At 59.2% G+C, this 16,256-nt stretch carries 12 protein-coding genes; 4 read left to right on the plus strand and 8 right to left on the minus strand.

The genetic code is table 11. The annotated features are described in order from the left end of the window. Window positions 1–82 precede the first annotated feature (82 nt). Window positions 83–1,114, plus strand: coding sequence for a histone deacetylase family protein (locus C7436_RS11985; protein WP_121207972.1), 1,032 nt, complete (start codon window positions 83–85; stop codon window positions 1,112–1,114). 41 nt (window positions 1,115–1,155) lie between these two features. Here C7436_RS11985 and C7436_RS11990 read toward each other — a convergent pair whose 3' ends face one another. After that, window positions 1,156–2,322, minus strand: a complete 1,167-nt coding sequence (locus C7436_RS11990) for an ABC transporter substrate-binding protein (RefSeq protein WP_121207973.1) — start codon at window positions 2,320–2,322, stop codon at window positions 1,156–1,158. Between the two features lie 187 nt (window positions 2,323–2,509). Here C7436_RS11990 and C7436_RS11995 point away from each other — a divergent pair, with 187 nt between their 5' ends. Then, entirely contained in the window at window positions 2,510–3,181 is a 672-nt protein-coding gene (locus tag C7436_RS11995) for a transglutaminase-like domain-containing protein (protein ID WP_023008743.1), read from the plus strand. 80 nt (window positions 3,182–3,261) lie between these two features. Here the strand turns inward: C7436_RS11995 and ahpF are convergent, their stop codons facing one another. The 6 genes from ahpF to betI form a co-directional block, all read right to left on the minus strand. Further along, window positions 3,262–4,827, minus strand: a complete 1,566-nt coding sequence (gene ahpF, locus C7436_RS12000; protein WP_022991379.1) for an alkyl hydroperoxide reductase subunit F — start codon at window positions 4,825–4,827, stop codon at window positions 3,262–3,264. Between the two features lie 222 nt (window positions 4,828–5,049). Continuing rightward, window positions 5,050–5,613 carry an alkyl hydroperoxide reductase subunit C gene (gene ahpC / locus C7436_RS12005; protein ID WP_011787240.1) on the minus strand — a complete coding sequence of 188 codons (564 nt, stop codon included), beginning with the start codon at window positions 5,611–5,613 and terminating at the stop codon, window positions 5,050–5,052. A gap of 196 nt (window positions 5,614–5,809) precedes the next feature. Beyond that, on the minus strand, window positions 5,810–7,027 hold the full coding sequence (locus tag C7436_RS12010) for a BCCT family transporter (RefSeq protein WP_041655235.1): 1,218 nt from the start codon (window positions 7,025–7,027) through the stop codon (window positions 5,810–5,812). 206 nt (window positions 7,028–7,233) lie between these two features. After that, window positions 7,234–8,919 carry a choline dehydrogenase gene (gene betA, locus C7436_RS12015; RefSeq protein WP_011787242.1) on the minus strand — a complete coding sequence of 562 codons (1,686 nt, stop codon included), beginning with the start codon at window positions 8,917–8,919 and terminating at the stop codon, window positions 7,234–7,236. Between the two features lie 27 nt (window positions 8,920–8,946). Beyond that, window positions 8,947–10,416: a betaine-aldehyde dehydrogenase gene (betB, locus tag C7436_RS12020; protein WP_113879352.1), complete on the minus strand. Its 1,470-nt coding sequence runs from the start codon at window positions 10,414–10,416 to the stop codon at window positions 8,947–8,949. Window positions 10,417–10,478: 62 nt separating this feature from the next. After that, a complete protein-coding gene (gene betI, locus C7436_RS12025) occupies window positions 10,479–11,072 on the minus strand; it encodes a transcriptional regulator BetI (protein ID WP_023008748.1) in 594 nt (197 codons plus the stop codon). A 196-nt stretch (window positions 11,073–11,268) separates the two neighbouring features. Between betI and C7436_RS12030 the strand changes: the two genes are divergently transcribed. Both C7436_RS12030 and C7436_RS12035 read left to right on the plus strand, forming a co-directional pair. Then, entirely contained in the window at window positions 11,269–12,075 is an 807-nt protein-coding gene (locus tag C7436_RS12030; protein WP_121207974.1) for an enoyl-CoA hydratase-related protein, read from the plus strand. Between the two features lie 156 nt (window positions 12,076–12,231). Next, window positions 12,232–14,835, plus strand: coding sequence for an EAL domain-containing protein (locus C7436_RS12035; RefSeq protein WP_228198126.1), 2,604 nt, complete (start codon window positions 12,232–12,234; stop codon window positions 14,833–14,835). Here the strand turns inward: C7436_RS12035 and C7436_RS12040 are convergent. Continuing rightward, entirely contained in the window at window positions 14,832–16,247 is a 1,416-nt protein-coding gene (locus tag C7436_RS12040) for a cytochrome P450 (RefSeq protein WP_211329871.1), read from the minus strand. The two genes, C7436_RS12035 and C7436_RS12040, sit on opposite strands and share 4 nt — an antisense overlap. Window positions 16,248–16,256 lie beyond the last annotated feature (9 nt).

The raw sequence follows: 16,256 nt of genomic DNA on the forward strand, positions 1-16,256 counted from the left end.
AGCCTGCCACACTTACCGGGTTTGAGCCATGCACAAACCTGTGCCAGAGTGCTTCCACGTTGATATCAAGGACCCGCGCCCTATGAAAACCGTCTTCTCCCCGTTGCACAGCCGGCGCCACGTGCGCACCGAACTGGATGGCGGCCTGCTGATCGAACCCCATGAAAAACCCTCAAGGGCCGAGACCATCCTGGCCAGGGTGAAAGACCAGGCCCTGGGCGAGATTCTGGAGCCGGAAGAATTCGGGCTGGCGCCGATCCAGCGCGTGCACACACCGGATTACGTTGCGTTTCTGGAGACCTGCTGGCAGGACTGGCTGGCTGCGGGCAAACCCGGCGAAGCCATTCCCGCAGTATGGGCTGGCCGGGGCATGCGCCACCGGATTCCCAAGGACATTGATGGCCGCCTGGGCTATTACAGCTTTGCCGCCGAAACCTCGATCTCGGAGGGCACCTGGGAAGCCGCCCGCGCTTCCGCCAACGTGGCCCTGACCGCCCAGAAACTGGTGGCCGATGGTGAGCGCGCTGCCTTTGCCCTGTGCCGACCACCCGGGCACCACGCCCACGCCGACCTGTTCGGCGGCTACTGCTTCTTCAACAACGCAGCTATCGTGGCGCAGGCGTTCCGGGACCAGGGCTACGGCAAGGTTGCTATCCTGGACGTGGATTTCCATCACGGCAATGGCACCCAGGCCATTTTCTATGACCGGGCCGATGTCCTCACCATCAGCCTGCACGGCGACCCGGATCTGGTGTTCCCGCACTTTCTCGGGTTTGAAGACGAGCTCGGAGAAGGTACCGGCGAAGGCTACAACCTGAACATCGTCTATCCGCCTGGCACACCCTACAGCACCTGGAGCCAGGGCCTGGAAACCGCTTGCGAACGCATTGAAGTGTTCAAGCCCGATGCCCTGGTGGTGGCGCTGGGCGTGGACACCTTCGAGCACGACCCCATCTCGTTCTTCAAGCTGGCCTCGGGCGACTACCTCAGCCTGGGGCAGCGCCTGGCGCATCTGGGTTTGCCCACCGTGTTTACCATGGAAGGCGGCTACGATGTGGACGCCATTGGCGTAAATGCGGTCAATGTCATGCAGGGCTTTGAGGGAAAATCCTGAGTAATACTGGCCGACCGGAGGGAGCCCCTTCCTCCGGTGCGCTATCTGCCGCCCTGCTGCATCAACGCCGCCGAAAAACTGTCCATTAATCGCTCGGCACTCACAGGCACCTCGCGGAGCTGTGAATTGAACACCCGACTGAAAGCCCGGAAATCGACAGCTTTCCAGTTTTCCGGCGCAAGCATGTGGGCGATGTTGTCCACGTTGTCGGCAGTCGCTGCCTGAAACTGGTAGTGCATCGAGGCCGATTGCCCGCTATCTGCAAAATCGTATCCCCGGTGATAGTCGTGCACCAGCAGCAACGCCAGCCCTCCACCCATGAAATGCCGGCCAAGACTGACATACAGATCGCCCGCGCGAATCGCCGCAAGCGCTTCCGGCTCCCAGTCAATGCCACCCACTACCAAGTCATTGCCAGGGCGTAAGCCCGCGCGCCGGGCAGCATCCATGGCCCCGAACGCCATGCCGTCGCTGGCGCTCCAGATTGCAGCCGTATTCGGATACCGCCGCAACAGCACCGATGTCTTGTCTCTCGCCTCCTGCTCGCTCCAGTCGGCACGAACGGACTGCAACAGTTCAGAGCCTGCACCATCCGTCGCTTCAAGCAGCCCGAGACTGCGATCACGAGCCGCAGAGGAATCCAGGGTGCCAGTCAGTGCAACAACAGGCACCGGCTCATCAGACCTGACCAGGTTGAGCGCCCGTGCGCGCTGGTCGAGCATCCTGGCCAGTATTTGACCACCGGAGACATTATCGACCCCCAGATGGCCAATCCAGTTCTCCAGTTTTTCCCTGGGCGCGGAACCCACCTTCTCTCGCGCGGCCTCTGGCACCGCAGTGTTAAACGAGAACACCTTAACGCTTTGCCGGCGCGCATAATCCAGGATCTGAGCAGTTACCTGCTCCTTCCACATGATGATCAGGTAATCGGGTTTCTCCTCCCGACTGAGAACTTGCTGGACCAGCTTCAGATAACTGAGCCGATGCCGCTCCTCATCGAACAGGACGTCAAACTCAACCTCCAGGTCCGCAGCCACCTGCTCCATGAATCCTGCAACCATGTGCCAGAAACGGGAGGTATCCGGTGACAGGAACACGACATTCGGGAGCGTGTCCGACGCACTCGGGTTTGGGAGCGTATCCGCATCCGCCACCCGACCAACGGTGCCCAGAAACAGGCTGATCATCAGTACAACACGTAAAACCATGCAGCTCCTTAGCCGTCGGCAAATCTTGCCGGTCAGTATAACGAACAATACGGTATCCGCATCGACCTCTGCCCAGATGATCGAACCCGGTGCCTCTGGTCACCCGGATTGGTGGAAAATGTCATTGCCTGTAGCTTGCTAATCGGGAGATCATCAGCCAACCATGCGCAAACTCTGGATGCCCGGAATGGAAAACTACCTGAGAGCCACCCCCTTCTTCGACTACGACCATCCCGCCGTCGAGGCCTGGGTCCAGCAGCACCTGGCCGGCGTATCGGACGAGCCGGTGGCACAGATCAAGGCGCTGTATCTGGCGGTGCGCGACAGCATCCAGTACAACCCCTACGTGTTCAGAACCGAGCCACGCACGCTCTCGGCCAGTTACGCGCTGGAATCGGGCGAAACCTACTGCATTCCCAAAGCCGTGCTGCTGGGTGCTGCAGCCCGCTCCATCGGCATTCCCAGCCGGCTGGGCCTGGCGGATGTACGTAACCATCTTTCCAGCCCGAAGCTGATTGAGTGGCTGCGTTCCGACATTTTCCGCATGCACGGCTTTATCGAGCTGTATCTCAATGGTCGCTGGGTGAAGGCCACACCGGCCTTCAACCGACAGTTATGCGAGCTGATGAAGGTAGAGCCCCTGCCGTTTGATGGGGTGAACGACTCGGTCTTCCAGGAATTCACGGAAGACGGCCAGGCGCATATGGAATACATCAATGATCACGGCGTGTTCGACGATGTGCCCTTCGATTTCATCGTTGACGGCGTTCGCCGGGCCTATGGCCACCTGTTTGAAGCGGATGGCCAGCCCCAAACCATGACGGGCAGCCTGGAACAGGACATCTCGGACCGTTCCTGAAGCCATAAAAAAACCGGCAGCCCACTTCCCGTGGGCGCCGGTTTCAGGGGTCAGCCTGAATTCAGGCTTGTGTGAACAGCTTACTCAGCAGAGTTACGGATCAGGAAGTCGAAGGCGCTCAGGGCAGCCTTGGAACCTTCACCCATAGAGATCACGATCTGCTTGTAGGGCACGGTGGTGGCATCGCCTGCCGCGAACACACCCGGGATCGAAGTCTCGTTACGGTCATTTACGATGATCTCGCCGTGCTGGCTCAGTTCGATGTCGCCTTTCAGCCACTCGGTGTTCGGCACCAGGCCGATCTGAACAAACACGCCTTCCAGCTCAACGTGATGCGACTCACCGGTGGTACGGTCGGTGTAGTTCAGGCCGCTGACCTTACCATCGGTACCCACCACTTCCGTGGTCTGGCCAGACGTAATGATCTTCACGTTGTTCAGGCTACGCAGTTTCTTCTGCAGCACTTCATCGGCACGCATCTGCTCGCCAAACTCGATCAGCGTCACGTGGCCGACAATACCTGCCAGGTCGATGGCCGCTTCCACGCCGGAGTTACCACCGCCAATCACCGCTACGCGCTTGCCTTTGAACAGTGGGCCGTCGCAATGCGGGCAGTAGGCCACGCCCTTGTTGCGATACTCTTCCTCACCCGGCACACCCATCTGGCGCCAGCGGGCGCCGGTGGACAGAATCACCGTGCGAGCTTTCAGAGAGCCGCCGTTGGCCAGGCGTACCTCGTGCAGGCCTCCGGTCTGCTCGGCCGGAATCAGCTTCTCGGCACGCTGCATGTTCATGATGTCGACTTCGTATTCGTTGACGTGCTGCTCCATGGCCGCCACCAGTTTCGGGCCTTCGGTATAAGGCACGGAAATCAGGTTTTCGATGCCCATGGTGTCGGCCACCTGGCCACCAAAACGCTCAGCCGCGATACCGGTCGAAATGCCCTTTCGTGCGGCATAGATAGCCGCAGCAGAACCTGCCGGGCCGCCACCGATCACCAGAACGTCAAACGCATCTTTCTGGTTGATCTTACGAGCTTCTTTTTCAGCCGAGTTGGTGTCCAGCCTGGCCGCAATCTCTTCCAGCGTCATCCGGCCCTGGCCCCAGGGCTGGCCATTCAGGTAAACACTGGGTACCGCCATCACTTCACGCTGCTCAACTTCGTCCTGGAACAGGGCACCGTCAATGGAGGTGTGCTTGATGTTCGGGTTCAGCACGCTCATCAGGTTCAGCGCCTGAACCACGTCCGGGCAGTTCTGGCAGGACAGCGAGAAGTAGGTTTCAAACTCGAACTCACCTTCCAGCTCCTGAACCTGCTGGATCACTTCCTGAGACGCCTTGGATGGATGGCCACCCACCTGCAGCAGGGCCAGCACCAGCGAAGTAAATTCGTGGCCCATGGGAATACCGGCAAAGCGAACGCCAATGTCGGTGCCTACACGATTGATGGCGAAGGACGGACGACGCACCTCAGTCGATTCCTCGGTCCGCAGGCTGATCTTCTCGGACATCGGCTCGATTTCTTCCAGCAGCTGCTTGAGCTCCTCAGACTTCTTGCTGTCGTCATAGGCTGCCACCAGCTCAATCGGCTGCTGCAGCTTTTCCATATAGGCCTTCAACTGTCCTTTGATATTGGCATCCAACATGTTTGGTATTCCCCTTTATGTCGTGAAACTAAGTTTCTGAATTCAATAATGAATCGTTATCTGAAGTTATGATTAAGATACGGCCAGACGGTTCGTTGCTCAAATTGATTGACCCAAATCTTCTGATAGGCCATACCTATAAAATTCAGTCGTAACGATTGATAGATACAAAAAAGGCCCGCAGTGCGGGCCTTTCTGTAAGTTTCACCGAATCGGGGAAACTTAGATCTTGCCAACCAGGTCCAGAGACGGGGCCAGAGTTTCTTCGCCTTCTTTCCACTTGGCCGGGCAAACTTCGCCAGGATGGTTGCGAACGTACTGGGCAGCTTTAACCTTGCGCAGCAGGTCGTCTGCGTCACGGCCGATGCCTTCGGCAGTGATTTCAACAGCCTGGATAATACCGTCCGGATCGATCAGGAAGGTGGCGCGGTCTGCCAGGCCCTGGCCTTCACGCATAACACCGAAGTTGTTGGTGATGGTGCCAGTCTGGTCGCCAACCATGTAGTAGTTGATCTTGCCGATGGTCTCGGAAGTGTCGTGCCATGCCTTGTGGGTGAAGTGAGTATCAGTAGATACAGAGAACACTTCTACGCCCAGCTTCTGCAGTTCTTCGTACTTGTCAGCCACGTCGCCCAGCTCGGTCGGACACACGAAGGTGAAGTCGGCCGGGTAGAAGAAGAAGATGGCCCACTTGCCTTTAACGTCGGCTTCAGAAATTTCTACGAACTCGCCCTGCTTGAATGCGGTGGCGTTGAACGGTTTGATTTCGCTGTTAACGATACCCATCTCAGAATAACTCCTGTCGGTTCATTTAACTGATGGTTTGGAAACGATGCACAAGATACGGGTTTGACCATCTGAGTGAAAATTGATTATTTCCAATCTCAGCATAGGCATAGCCTATATACAGCCATCAACTTCGGCTAAACATGGCGGCCAAAAGCCTTCCGGGCCTTCAGCCACCTGCCATTGATATGGGGCCTTAACCTGCAAGTTCAATCTTGCGGAAGTCCAGAATATTTTCTTTTGGTGACGTTTGGATGGCAGCCACCTCTGAACGTTTCCTGAGCAGTATATAACCAAAGCAACCAAAGTAGAGTGCAATGACCAGCGCACCCACCCACTGAATCCGCAGGAAATCCAGCTTGAACAACATGGTCAGCCCGACCATGGCCACCAGGTTGAAGAGCACATAATTCACCCGCCCCAGGCGTTGCGCCGTGAGGTTCAGGTTATCGGTGTAGAGCCGGATCAGGGAATCCAGGGAGTTGATGACCATCAACACCCCCACCGAGATCATGGCGATGTTGGTGAAGGCGGCAATCTTCAGCCCCTCCGCGTGATAGTAATAGAGCACGCTGAACCACACACCAATGGCAACGGACGGCACGACCAGCATGGCAATCAGCAGCTGCCAGGTTTTGATACCACTCACGAAACGCGCGGTGAACTGACCAATCATGATGCTCCAGGCAAACCACCAGAACAGATAAAACTCGTGGTAGTCGTTGATGGGCAGGACAAAGTGATGGATGTTGGCAAAGTACTCACCGAGCATGCCGGCGGTGCCAAAGAAATCTGCCGGCGAGCCTTTACCCATAACAAATGCCCGGAACCACATACCCGCAATCAGGGTAATGAACAGCACACTGGAACCAACACTCAGAATACGGATGTATTTGACCTTGGAGCTGGAATACACAGCCAGCGCAATGGACAGGAACACGATGAGGTAGAACGCCGGCACCACCGATTCACCATCGCCCAGTTGCGGCAGATACCAGGGCAGATTCACCAGCAGCAGGTAAGCGGTGAACGCGCAGGTGCCGATAATCACCACGTTGTTGACCAGCTTCACCATCGGAATCTCGAAGAACTTCACCCGCGGCTCAATGATGGCAAAGTAGAAGCAGGTCAGGAAATAGAAGCCCCAGATCAGGAAGGCCCAGAACCCGAACTCAATGGCCAGCGGGTTGGCAAAGGCGTATTCCGGGTTTTCAGAGACATTGCCGTAACCACCGAACTCGGTAAGCGGGAACATGATCAGCCCCACATCCAGACCGGAGGTGAACAGGATGGCAATGAAGGTCAGCGTGCGAACCGGCGTAACGCCGATGCACTGCATGTCCCACCACCGATACAGAATCAGGGCGATGGCGGCGAAGGTAAAGATCAGGCCTGTGGATAACCAGAGTGTCATGCGATCTCCCTCCGGTTGTTCCTTGTCATTGTAGTGCACAGCATGGGTGTTCCTCCTCTAGTAAGCTCTGCTTCTTTCGAATCGGACACAAACCCAGGACTTGCCTATCAGTCGCCCGAAAACGGCGGGATGCCGTCGCGCTGATAGGGAAATCCTGAGGGCTTGCTACCCGGGCACCTTGCGTACCCGGGCCGGGACTGCGGTCGCTAGGCCAGCGACCGTTTCGCTTGTCCCGGACGTTGGCGCGCCTGCCATTGGTCATCCATGAAGACCGGCGCGTCCGAAGGTTGCAGGGGCTCCCTGCCCCGGATAAGGTCGGCTGCCCGCTCGGCCACCATGATGGTGGGCGCGTTCAGGTTGCCATTGGGTATGGTCGGGAAGATGGACGAATCCACCACCCGCAGATTCTGGATACCGCGCACGCGGGTTTCCGGGTCTACCACCGCCAGCGCATCAGTGCCCATCTTGCAGGAACAGGACGGGTGATAAGCGCTCTCCACCGCCTGGCGCACGAAGGCATCGATCTGCTCATCGCTCTGCACATCCACACCGGGCTGGATTTCTGCACCGCGGTACTCGTCCATGGCCGGCTGGTTGATGATCTCCCGGGTCAGGCGCACGCAGTCGCGGAAGCCTTCGCGGTCGGCCTCGTGTTCCAGGTAGTTGAAACGGATGCGCGGGGCCTGTTTGGGGTCGGCAGATTGCACATGCACAAAACCCCGGCTCTTCGGCTTGTTGTGACCGATGTGGAGCTGGAAACCGTCGCCATCAAAGGCTTCGCGACCGTCGTAGCGCATGGCCGCCGGCAGGAAATGGTATTGCAGGTCCGGCCATTCAACGCCGGCCTTGGAGCGGATAAAACCACAGGATTCAAAATGGTTGGTGGCCCCCAGGCCATCCTTGCGCAGAATCCAGCGCACCCCGATCTTGAGCTTGTTCCACCAGTCCAGTTTGCCATTCAGGGAGACCGGCTTCTGGCAGCGGAACTGGAAGTAGAACTCCAGGTGATCCTGCAGGTTCTCACCCACGCCCGGCAGCTCATGCTTCACCTCAATACCGGCCTGCTCCAGCACTTCGCGCTTGCCAATACCCGAAAGCTGCAACAAATGTGGCGAGCCAATAGAACCGGCCGACAGAATCACTTCCTTGGCGGCTTTGGCCTCATGCACCTGGCCGCCCTGCTCATAGCGCACGCCGGTGGCGGTTTTGCCCTCCAGAAGGACCTTATGCACCAGGGCATGGGTGACCACCGTCAGATTCGGCCGCGCCATGGCCGGGCGAAGGTAGGCGTTGGCGGTGGACCAGCGGCGACCGTTCTTCACGGTCATGTGCATGGCGCCAAAACCTTCCTGGCGGGCACCGTTGTAATCATCGGTCTCCAGATAACCGGCATCGACGCCGGCCCGAATGAACGCCGTATACAGCGGGTTGCGCATGTTATTGCCGTTGTTCACACCCAGGGGGCCGGAATTCCCCCGGTAGGCATCGCCGCCGAAGGCCCAGGTTTCCGCCTTCTTGAAATAGGGCAGCACGTTACGGTAGTTCCAGCCGTCGGCACCTTCAGACTGCCACTCGTCGAAATCCCGGGCATGGCCACGGACATACACCATGCCATTGATGGATGACGAACCACCCAGCACCTTGCCCCGGGGGCAATGCATGCGGCGATTGTCCAGATACGGCTCCGGCTCGGTCTCGAACTGCCAGGCGTACTTTTTGGTGTTCATGGGAATGGATAGCGCGGTGGGCATCTGGATGAAGATGCTCTTGTCACTGCCACCGGTTTCCAGCAGCAGCACCCGGTTTTCACTGTCCTCGGTCAGACGGTTAGCCAGCACACAACCGGCTGAGCCCGCACCCACAATGATGTAGTCGTATTGGTTTTCTTTCATACGCGTTCTCCTCTGTGGCCTGCGGGGTTAAAACGGGGCGTCGATGTCTTCCATGCCCACATACACCGACTTGATCTGGGTGTAGTGCGCAATGGTTTCGCGCCCGTTCTCACGGCCGATACCGGAGAGTTTGTAGCCACCCACCGGCATTTCCGCCGGCGAAGCACCGTAGCTGTTGATCCAGCAGATGCCGGCCTGGATCTGGTGAATCACCCGGTGTGCCCGGCGGATATCATTGGTGAACACACCCGCGGCAAGTCCGGTATCGGTATTGTTGGCCCGGGCAATCACCTCGTCTTCATCGCGGAAGGTGAGCACAGACATCACCGGCCCGAAAATCTCTTCCTTCACGATGGTCATGTCGTCGGTGCAGTCGGTGAAAATGGTCGGTTCCACGAAATAGCCGCCCTGAGAATCCTCCGGCTCAAAGGCCCGACCGCCGTGGCTGAGCGTGGCGCCTTCGGCCAGCCCTTTGCTGATGTAACCCAACACCAGTTCCTGGTGCTTTTTGGAGATCAGCGCGCCGAAGTTGGTGTCCGGGTTCATCGGGTCACCGGCCTTGATGTTCTTGCGGGTGCGCTCCAGCAGGCGCTCGATAAAGCGCGGGTAGAGATCCTCGTGCACAAACACCCGGGTACCGTTGGTGCAGATCTCGCCCTGGGTGTAGAAGTTACCCACCATGGCGGCGGAGATGGCGTTCTCCAGGTCCGCGTCGTCAAAAATGATCAGCGGCGACTTGCCACCCAGTTCCATGGTCACGTCTTTCAGCGACGACGCGGCGGCGGCCATCACCTTCTTGCCGGTGCCCACCTCGCCGGTGAACGACACCTTGGCAATCTCCGGGTGATGGGTCAGCCACTGGCCCACTTCGGCAGCGCCCTGCACCACGTTGAACACGCCCGCCGGCACACCGGCTTCGATAAAGATTTCCGCCAGCTTCACCGCGCCCATGGGGGTTTCTTCGGATGGCTTGAAGATCATGGCGTTGCCGCAGGCCAGGGCCGGGGCCGACTTCCAGCAGGCGATCTGGATCGGATAGTTCCAGGCACCAATGCCCGCACAGATGCCCAGCGGCTCCCGGCGGGTGTAATAGAAATCGCCCCCCAGATCCTGCTGGTTACCTTCGATGGACGGCGCCAGGCCGGCAAAGAACTCAATGGCATCGGCGCCGGTCACCACATCCACAGCTTCCGCTTCCTGCCAGGGTTTACCGGTGTCACGCACTTCCACTGCCGCCAGCTCGTCGTTGCGCTCGCGGAGCAAGGCCACCGCTTTCAGCAGAATACGGCTGCGCTCAATGGCGGGTGTGGCGGCCCACTGGGCAAAACCGGCGCGGGCGCTCTCGATGGCGGCCTGTTGCACAGACTCATCCGCCACTTCCACTTCATAGATCACCTGGCCCGTGGCCGGATTCACCACCGGGAAGGTCTCGCCGGTGCTGTTGGCCAGAAACCGGCCGTGGACAAAGTTCTGAACCACAGGAAGAGATGCAGACATAGCGCGTTGGTAACCTCTGTTCGGTGTCTTCAGGCCTTGTGGGCCGTGGAATTCAAATTGGCTCAGGCGCCAGCCCGGGCCAGTGTCTCGTGGACAAACTGCTTGCACAGCCGCTCGCCGGCTTCAAAGCTCTCGGCCGGGTCCAGGCTCAGGGCGCTGCGCAACCAGAACCCGTCGATCATCGCGGCCGTTTGCCGGGCCGCCGCTGTCGCCTCGGCCTGCGGCAGCACTTGCGCGAAGGAATAACGCAGGTTGCTGTACAGCCGGGCGTTGTTGATCTGCTGCAAACGCTTCAGCCCCGGCTCGTGCATCGAGCGGGCCCAGAAGCTGAGCCAGGTTTTCGCCGCCAGCGCCGACCGCTGGAACTCGGAAAAGTTGGACTCGATAATGCAGTCCAGCCGCTGGGCTGGGGAGCGATCGGTTTTCGCCATGCGCTCCCGCAGCTCCTTGCCTAACTGGTCCAGCAGGTAGCGCAAGGCGGCCTCAATCAGCCCCTGCTTGCCCCCGAAATAGTGGCTGATGATGCCGGACGACATTCCCGCCCGCTTGCTGATGCTCACGATCGTGGTGTTCTGCATCCCCAGTTCAGCGATGGACTCCATGGTGGCGTCGATCAGTTGCTGGCGGCGGGTGTCTTTCATTCCGACTTTCGGCATGTGCTTTCCATCCAATCTTTATTAATTGAACGTTCAATTAAATTAAAGGCTACAGAAACGTGACAGGGATTTCAAATTTGATCAGAAAATCACCACACCCCCTCATTACACTGGATGCGTCTTCCACCAAAGGTTGCTGGCAACCGCCGGCCAGTCAGGACACAATCGGGGCAACCGCGAACAACAAGGAGCCACTATGAGTACCCTGCCCCAACTCACCGATGCCCTGCTGACTCTGGAAAACCGAGTGGCCACGCTCACCATGAACCGCCACGACCTGCGCAACGCGCTCACCGGCTCCCATCTGATCGACGATATTGTTGCCACCGCCGAGTGGGTGAACAGCTGCGAGGAGGTATCCGTGCTGGTGATCACCGGTGCAGGCTCGGCCTTCAGTGCCGGGGGTAATATTCGCGATATGGCCGAACGGGGCGGGGACTTCGCAGGCGATCCGGCGGAATGCGCCGAGCGCTACCGCAAGGGCATCCAGCGTATTCCCCTGGCACTGGACGCCGTGGAAGTGCCAGTGATTGCGGCGGTGAACGGCCCGGCCATCGGCGCAGGATTTGATCTGGCCAACATGGCGGATCTTCGCCTGGCCGCAGACAACGCGAAGTTTGGCGAAACCTTCCTGAATCTGGGCATTATTCCCGGTGACGGCGGGGCCTGGTTCCTGCAACGCCTGATCGGCTACCAGAAAGCGTTTGAGCTGACCCTGACCGGCCGCGTGATCGACGCCAACGAAGCCAAACAGCTTGGTATCGTGATGGACGTGGTGCCTGCCGATCAGCTAATGGACGCGGCCATGACACTCGCCGGAAGTATCGCCCAGCAGCCCGCCAAGGCCACCCGGCTGACCAAGCGCCTGATGAAAATGGCCCAGCGCACGGAACTGCGGGATTTCCTGGATATCTGCGCCTGTTTCCAGGGCATGAGCCACAACGAACCGGAACACCTGGAAGCCGTCAACCGCATGATGGAGGCGCTCAGCCGGAAGAAGTAGTAAAACCGTAAGACGCATCAATTACTTAGAAATATGACACATTTTGCTACATTAAAAACCGCACATGGCGCTTCCCTCGCGGCCCAGCATTGCTAGACTGACGGGGTAGACATAACAATAAACAATGTCAGAGTTGGCTAGCGAGGTCGGCTTTTGGTGAACCTGCAACACGCATGTCGCACGGTCCTGGTTGTACTGCTCGTTCTGTGCAGCCAAGCCGCCTATGCCAATTCGCCAACCGTTGTCATCAGCGCCGAACAACCCATTGCCAGCCAGTTCCAGTACTGGGAAGATCCAGATGCGTCTGCCTCCCTCCAGGACGTGCTGGCACTGCCAGACGCCCGCTGGAGCCGCCAGCCGGATGGCAAAGCCACCCTGGGCATTACCTCCTCCGCATACTGGCTCCGAATCCCTGTCAAAAATGCGGCCGACACCCGGCTCAACCTGGTGGCAGAACTCGGCTACTCGCAGCTGGACGATGTCCGGTTTTATCTGCTGGATGGCCGCACCGTCACACGGACACTGGAAACCGGCGATACCCGGCCCTTTTACCCCAGGGATGTAAACCACCCCAACAACCTGTTGCGCTTTGCGCTGGAGCCTGGTGGGACCGCAACGCTGATGATTCGGGTGGCCACCCAGGGAACCATGGTGCTACCCCTGACCATCTGGCGCGAACACGAGTTTTTCGAGTCGGTCGCCGATGAACAGAAGCTGCATTTTTTCTACTACGGCTGCCTGTCCGTCATCATTCTGATCAACCTGGCGGTCTTCCTGACGCTCCGGGAAAAACTCTACCTGTTCTATGCGCTCGCCATTTTCGGCTACCTGGCGTTTTTTGCGTCCATCCGCGGGTTTTCGTTCCAGCACCTCTATCCCAACGCGCCCGACCTGCATGCCCATGTACTGATGTTGTCCATGCCATTCCTGGCCATGTTTTCCATTCTGTTCTGCATGGAATTCCTGAAGGTGCGACAGCACAGCCCCCGGTTACAGAAGGCGCTCATTGCCATGCTGGTGTTTGAAATCAGCTATTTTGTGTCGGTTCCTTTCATGAGTTACAACACCGGGATCCAGCTCGCCTCGGTGTCTGCGCTGGTGTTCTTTTCCCTGCTGCTGGTCGCCGGCCCGATTGCCTGGGCCGCCGGCGTACGCGCCGGCATATTCTTTACCCTCGCCTGGACCCCATTAACCATTGGCGTGCTCGCCACCTCCGGGCGTGCGCTGGGCCTGTTTCCCGAAACCTTTTTTACCGAATACGCCATGCAGATTGGCTCCGGGCTGGAAGCGTTCATTCTCACGCTGGCCCTGGCCGACCGACTGTACCGGGAGCGGGAACAGAAAATACGGGCCCAGGCCGACAGCCTGCGACAGGAAAAAGCCCACAGCGAAGCCCAGGACCGCCTGAACGACGTCATGAGCCACGACCCGGTTACCGGCCTGCCCAACCGGAATCGGTTTGAATGGATGATCGATGAAGAGCTTCGAGCCCACCCGGAGCGCCGCTACATGGTCGGCGTCGCCCGTATTACCCGCCTGAAAGACATCAACCGCACCCTGGGCCTGGAGCGCAGTGAGCGGTTGTTACGATCCATCGCCGAGCATATGTCCGCACTGGCCGAACAGCTCCCCCTGCTGCACACCAGTGTCGACCAACAGGGCCGTGTGGAACGGGTATACCAGCTCTCCGGCGACAGCTTTGGCCTGTTGGTCGACGTGGAACGGGCGGGCGACAATTTTCAGCCCCTGGACCAGGCCCTCAAACAACTGGCCGAGCCGGTACTGCTGGACCACCTGGCTATTGAACCGCACCCACGATTTGGGGCCGCCAGTTATCCCGAGCACGGCCGCAAAGCCAGTGAACTGATCCGCAACGCCCATGTCGGTATGGAAATGGCGCCCCACGGCCCCTTTGAAACCGGCTTTTACTCACGCAGCAACGATATCTACGATGAGCGCCGGCTTACCCTGATGTCGGACCTCAAGGAAGCCCTGACCAGCGGCACCACCGAACTTCACTATCAACCCAAAATGGATCTCCGCAGCGGACAGATTATCGGCTTTGAAGCCCTTATCCGCTGGCAGCACCCGGAGCGTGGCTGGGTACCTCCGATTGATTTCATTCCGCTGGCAGAGAAAACCGGGGTGATCACGCAGCTCACTCACTGGGTCATCGACCAGGCCCTGAGCGATCTCCGTACCCTGCAGAAGATACAGCCAGGCCTGGGGATGGCCATCAATGTCTCGGCGCGGGATCTGCTCTCGGAGGGGCTGGAAGAACAATTCGCCCAGAGCCTGGCGCGGCATCAACTGGAGGCCGGCCATGTCACCGTGGAACTCACCGAGACGGCCGCCATGGACGACCCTGAGAAGGGGCTGGAAGCACTGGGCAGACTGTCTGCCCTGGGCCTGCGTATCTCCATCGACGATTTCGGGGCCGGCTATTCGTCATTGTCGTACCTGAAGCAGATCCCCGCCTCGGAACTCAAGCTCGACCGCACCCTGGTACACGACATTCAGGCCAGTGACAGCGCCCGGGTGATTGTCGAGACCGCCATCACCATGGGCCACACCCTGGGCTATCAGGTAGTGGCCGAAGGCGTGGAGAGCGGCCAGGACGCCGCCCGCCTGAAAGCCATGGGCGCAGACCTGTTGCAGGGCTTCTGCCTGTGCCGCCCGCAATCGCTGACAGACACCGTCGACTGGCTGGAAAAACAACGGCAGCCTGAAGAAAGTCGCAACGCGAGCTGGTCGGACTAACCAGCCGCATCCCGCTTGCCCAGCCGGACGTTCATACGGGTATAGCCGCGCACAAAATTGGACTGCACGTATTCCGGCTCATCCACCACCTCAATCCGGTCAAACCGGGCGAGCAGTTCCTCCCAGAGAATCCGCAGCTGCATCTCCGCCAGCCGGTTGCCCATGCAGCGGTGCACCCCGAAGCCGAAGGCCAGATGCTTGCGGGCGTCTTTCCGGTCAATCCGGAACTGGTCCGGGTCTTCGATGGCCCGCTCATCCCGGTTTCCGGAGGCGTACCACATCACCACCTTGTCGCCCTTGCGGATGGTCTGGCCCCGGAGCTCAACGTCCTGGGTCGCAACCCGGCGCATGTAGGCCAACGGGGTTTGCCAGCGGATGATTTCCGACACCATGGACGGGATCAGGGAGGGGTCCTGCTTCAGGCGATCGAATTCCTGAGGGAACCGGTTCAGGGCCAGCACTCCACCGGTCATGGAATTGCGGGTGGTGTCGTTGCCGCCCACAATCAACAGCACCATGTTGCCAATGAACTCCATGGGCCGGCTGATCATATCCCGGGTGTGTTCGTTCTCCAGCAGCAGACTGATCAGATCAAACCCCATCGGTTTGCCGGCGGCTTTACGGGCCTCTTTCTCGCGCCAGAGCAACGACATATGTCGCGCCATATCCGCAGCCGCCCGGAAGCCCTCATCGCGATCAACCTGGCCACCGGTGGTTTCTGGCGCAGCGGTGGCCAGGTCAGACCAGTAGGCGAGCTTGTGCCGCTGGTCGAACGGAAAATCAAACAGCGTGGCCAGCATCCGGGAAGTCAGGTCGATCGACACCCGCTGCACCCAGTCAAATGGCTCATCCACCGGCAGCTGATCCAGCACCCCGGCAGTACGCTGGCGAATCAGCGACTCCATCTGCGCCAGGTTTTTCGGTGCCACCACCCCCTGCACCGCCTGGCGCTGGACATCGTGCCGGGGCGGGTCCATGGCGATAAAAGTCTCGATTTCCAGCCCCTCTGGCTGCGGGCCGATGGAAATAATGGGCTCGGCGGAGAACAGTTCGTGGTGTTTGTCGACAAAAAGAATGTCCTCGTAACGGGTAATCGACCAGAACGGACCAAACGGACTGCTGGCCTGGTAGTGCACCGGGCACTCATCCCTTAACCGTTTGAAATAGGACTCCCACAGCCCCTGCCGATACAGGAAGGGATTGCTGACATCGATCTGTTCCAGCGCCAGCTCAGACGCCGGCGGCAACGGGGTTTCCCGGAACTCCGGCACCGACCGGCTGAGGCCGGCCCGTTGCCGGGCCACCTGCAGTGCGTGCGAGCCCCGGATCTGCCAATGCAGGGGAACGCGGGAACTGGCTTTCGCGACCAAGGGCTGAACAGCGGCTTCAAGCTGGGATAAAAGCGGGCGCATAACGTGACT

The organism is Marinobacter nauticus (assembly GCF_003634635.1).
GTDB lineage: Bacteria > Pseudomonadota > Gammaproteobacteria > Pseudomonadales > Oleiphilaceae > Marinobacter > Marinobacter nauticus.

Bases quoted from the DNA above. Each gene is read 5' to 3' on its own strand.
- C7436_RS11985 (WP_121207972.1), top strand. From the start codon at position 83: ATGAAAACCGTCTTCTCCCCGTTGCACAGCCGGCGCCACGTGCGCACC.
- C7436_RS11990 (WP_121207973.1), bottom strand. From the start codon at position 2,322: ATGGTTTTACGTGTTGTACTGATGATCAGCCTGTTTCTGGGCACCGTT.
- C7436_RS11995 (WP_023008743.1), top strand. From the start codon at position 2,510: ATGGAAAACTACCTGAGAGCCACCCCCTTCTTCGACTACGACCATCCC.
- ahpF (WP_022991379.1), bottom strand. From the start codon at position 4,827: ATGTTGGATGCCAATATCAAAGGACAGTTGAAGGCCTATATGGAAAAG.
- ahpC (WP_011787240.1), bottom strand. From the start codon at position 5,613: ATGGGTATCGTTAACAGCGAAATCAAACCGTTCAACGCCACCGCATTC.
- C7436_RS12010 (WP_041655235.1), bottom strand. From the start codon at position 7,027: ATGACACTCTGGTTATCCACAGGCCTGATCTTTACCTTCGCCGCCATC.
- betA (WP_011787242.1), bottom strand. From the start codon at position 8,919: ATGAAAGAAAACCAATACGACTACATCATTGTGGGTGCGGGCTCAGCC.
- betB (WP_113879352.1), bottom strand. From the start codon at position 10,416: ATGTCTGCATCTCTTCCTGTGGTTCAGAACTTTGTCCACGGCCGGTTT.
- betI (WP_023008748.1), bottom strand. From the start codon at position 11,072: ATGCCGAAAGTCGGAATGAAAGACACCCGCCGCCAGCAACTGATCGAC.
- C7436_RS12030 (WP_121207974.1), top strand. From the start codon at position 11,269: ATGAGTACCCTGCCCCAACTCACCGATGCCCTGCTGACTCTGGAAAAC.
- C7436_RS12040 (WP_211329871.1), bottom strand. From the start codon at position 16,247: ATGCGCCCGCTTTTATCCCAGCTTGAAGCCGCTGTTCAGCCCTTGGTC.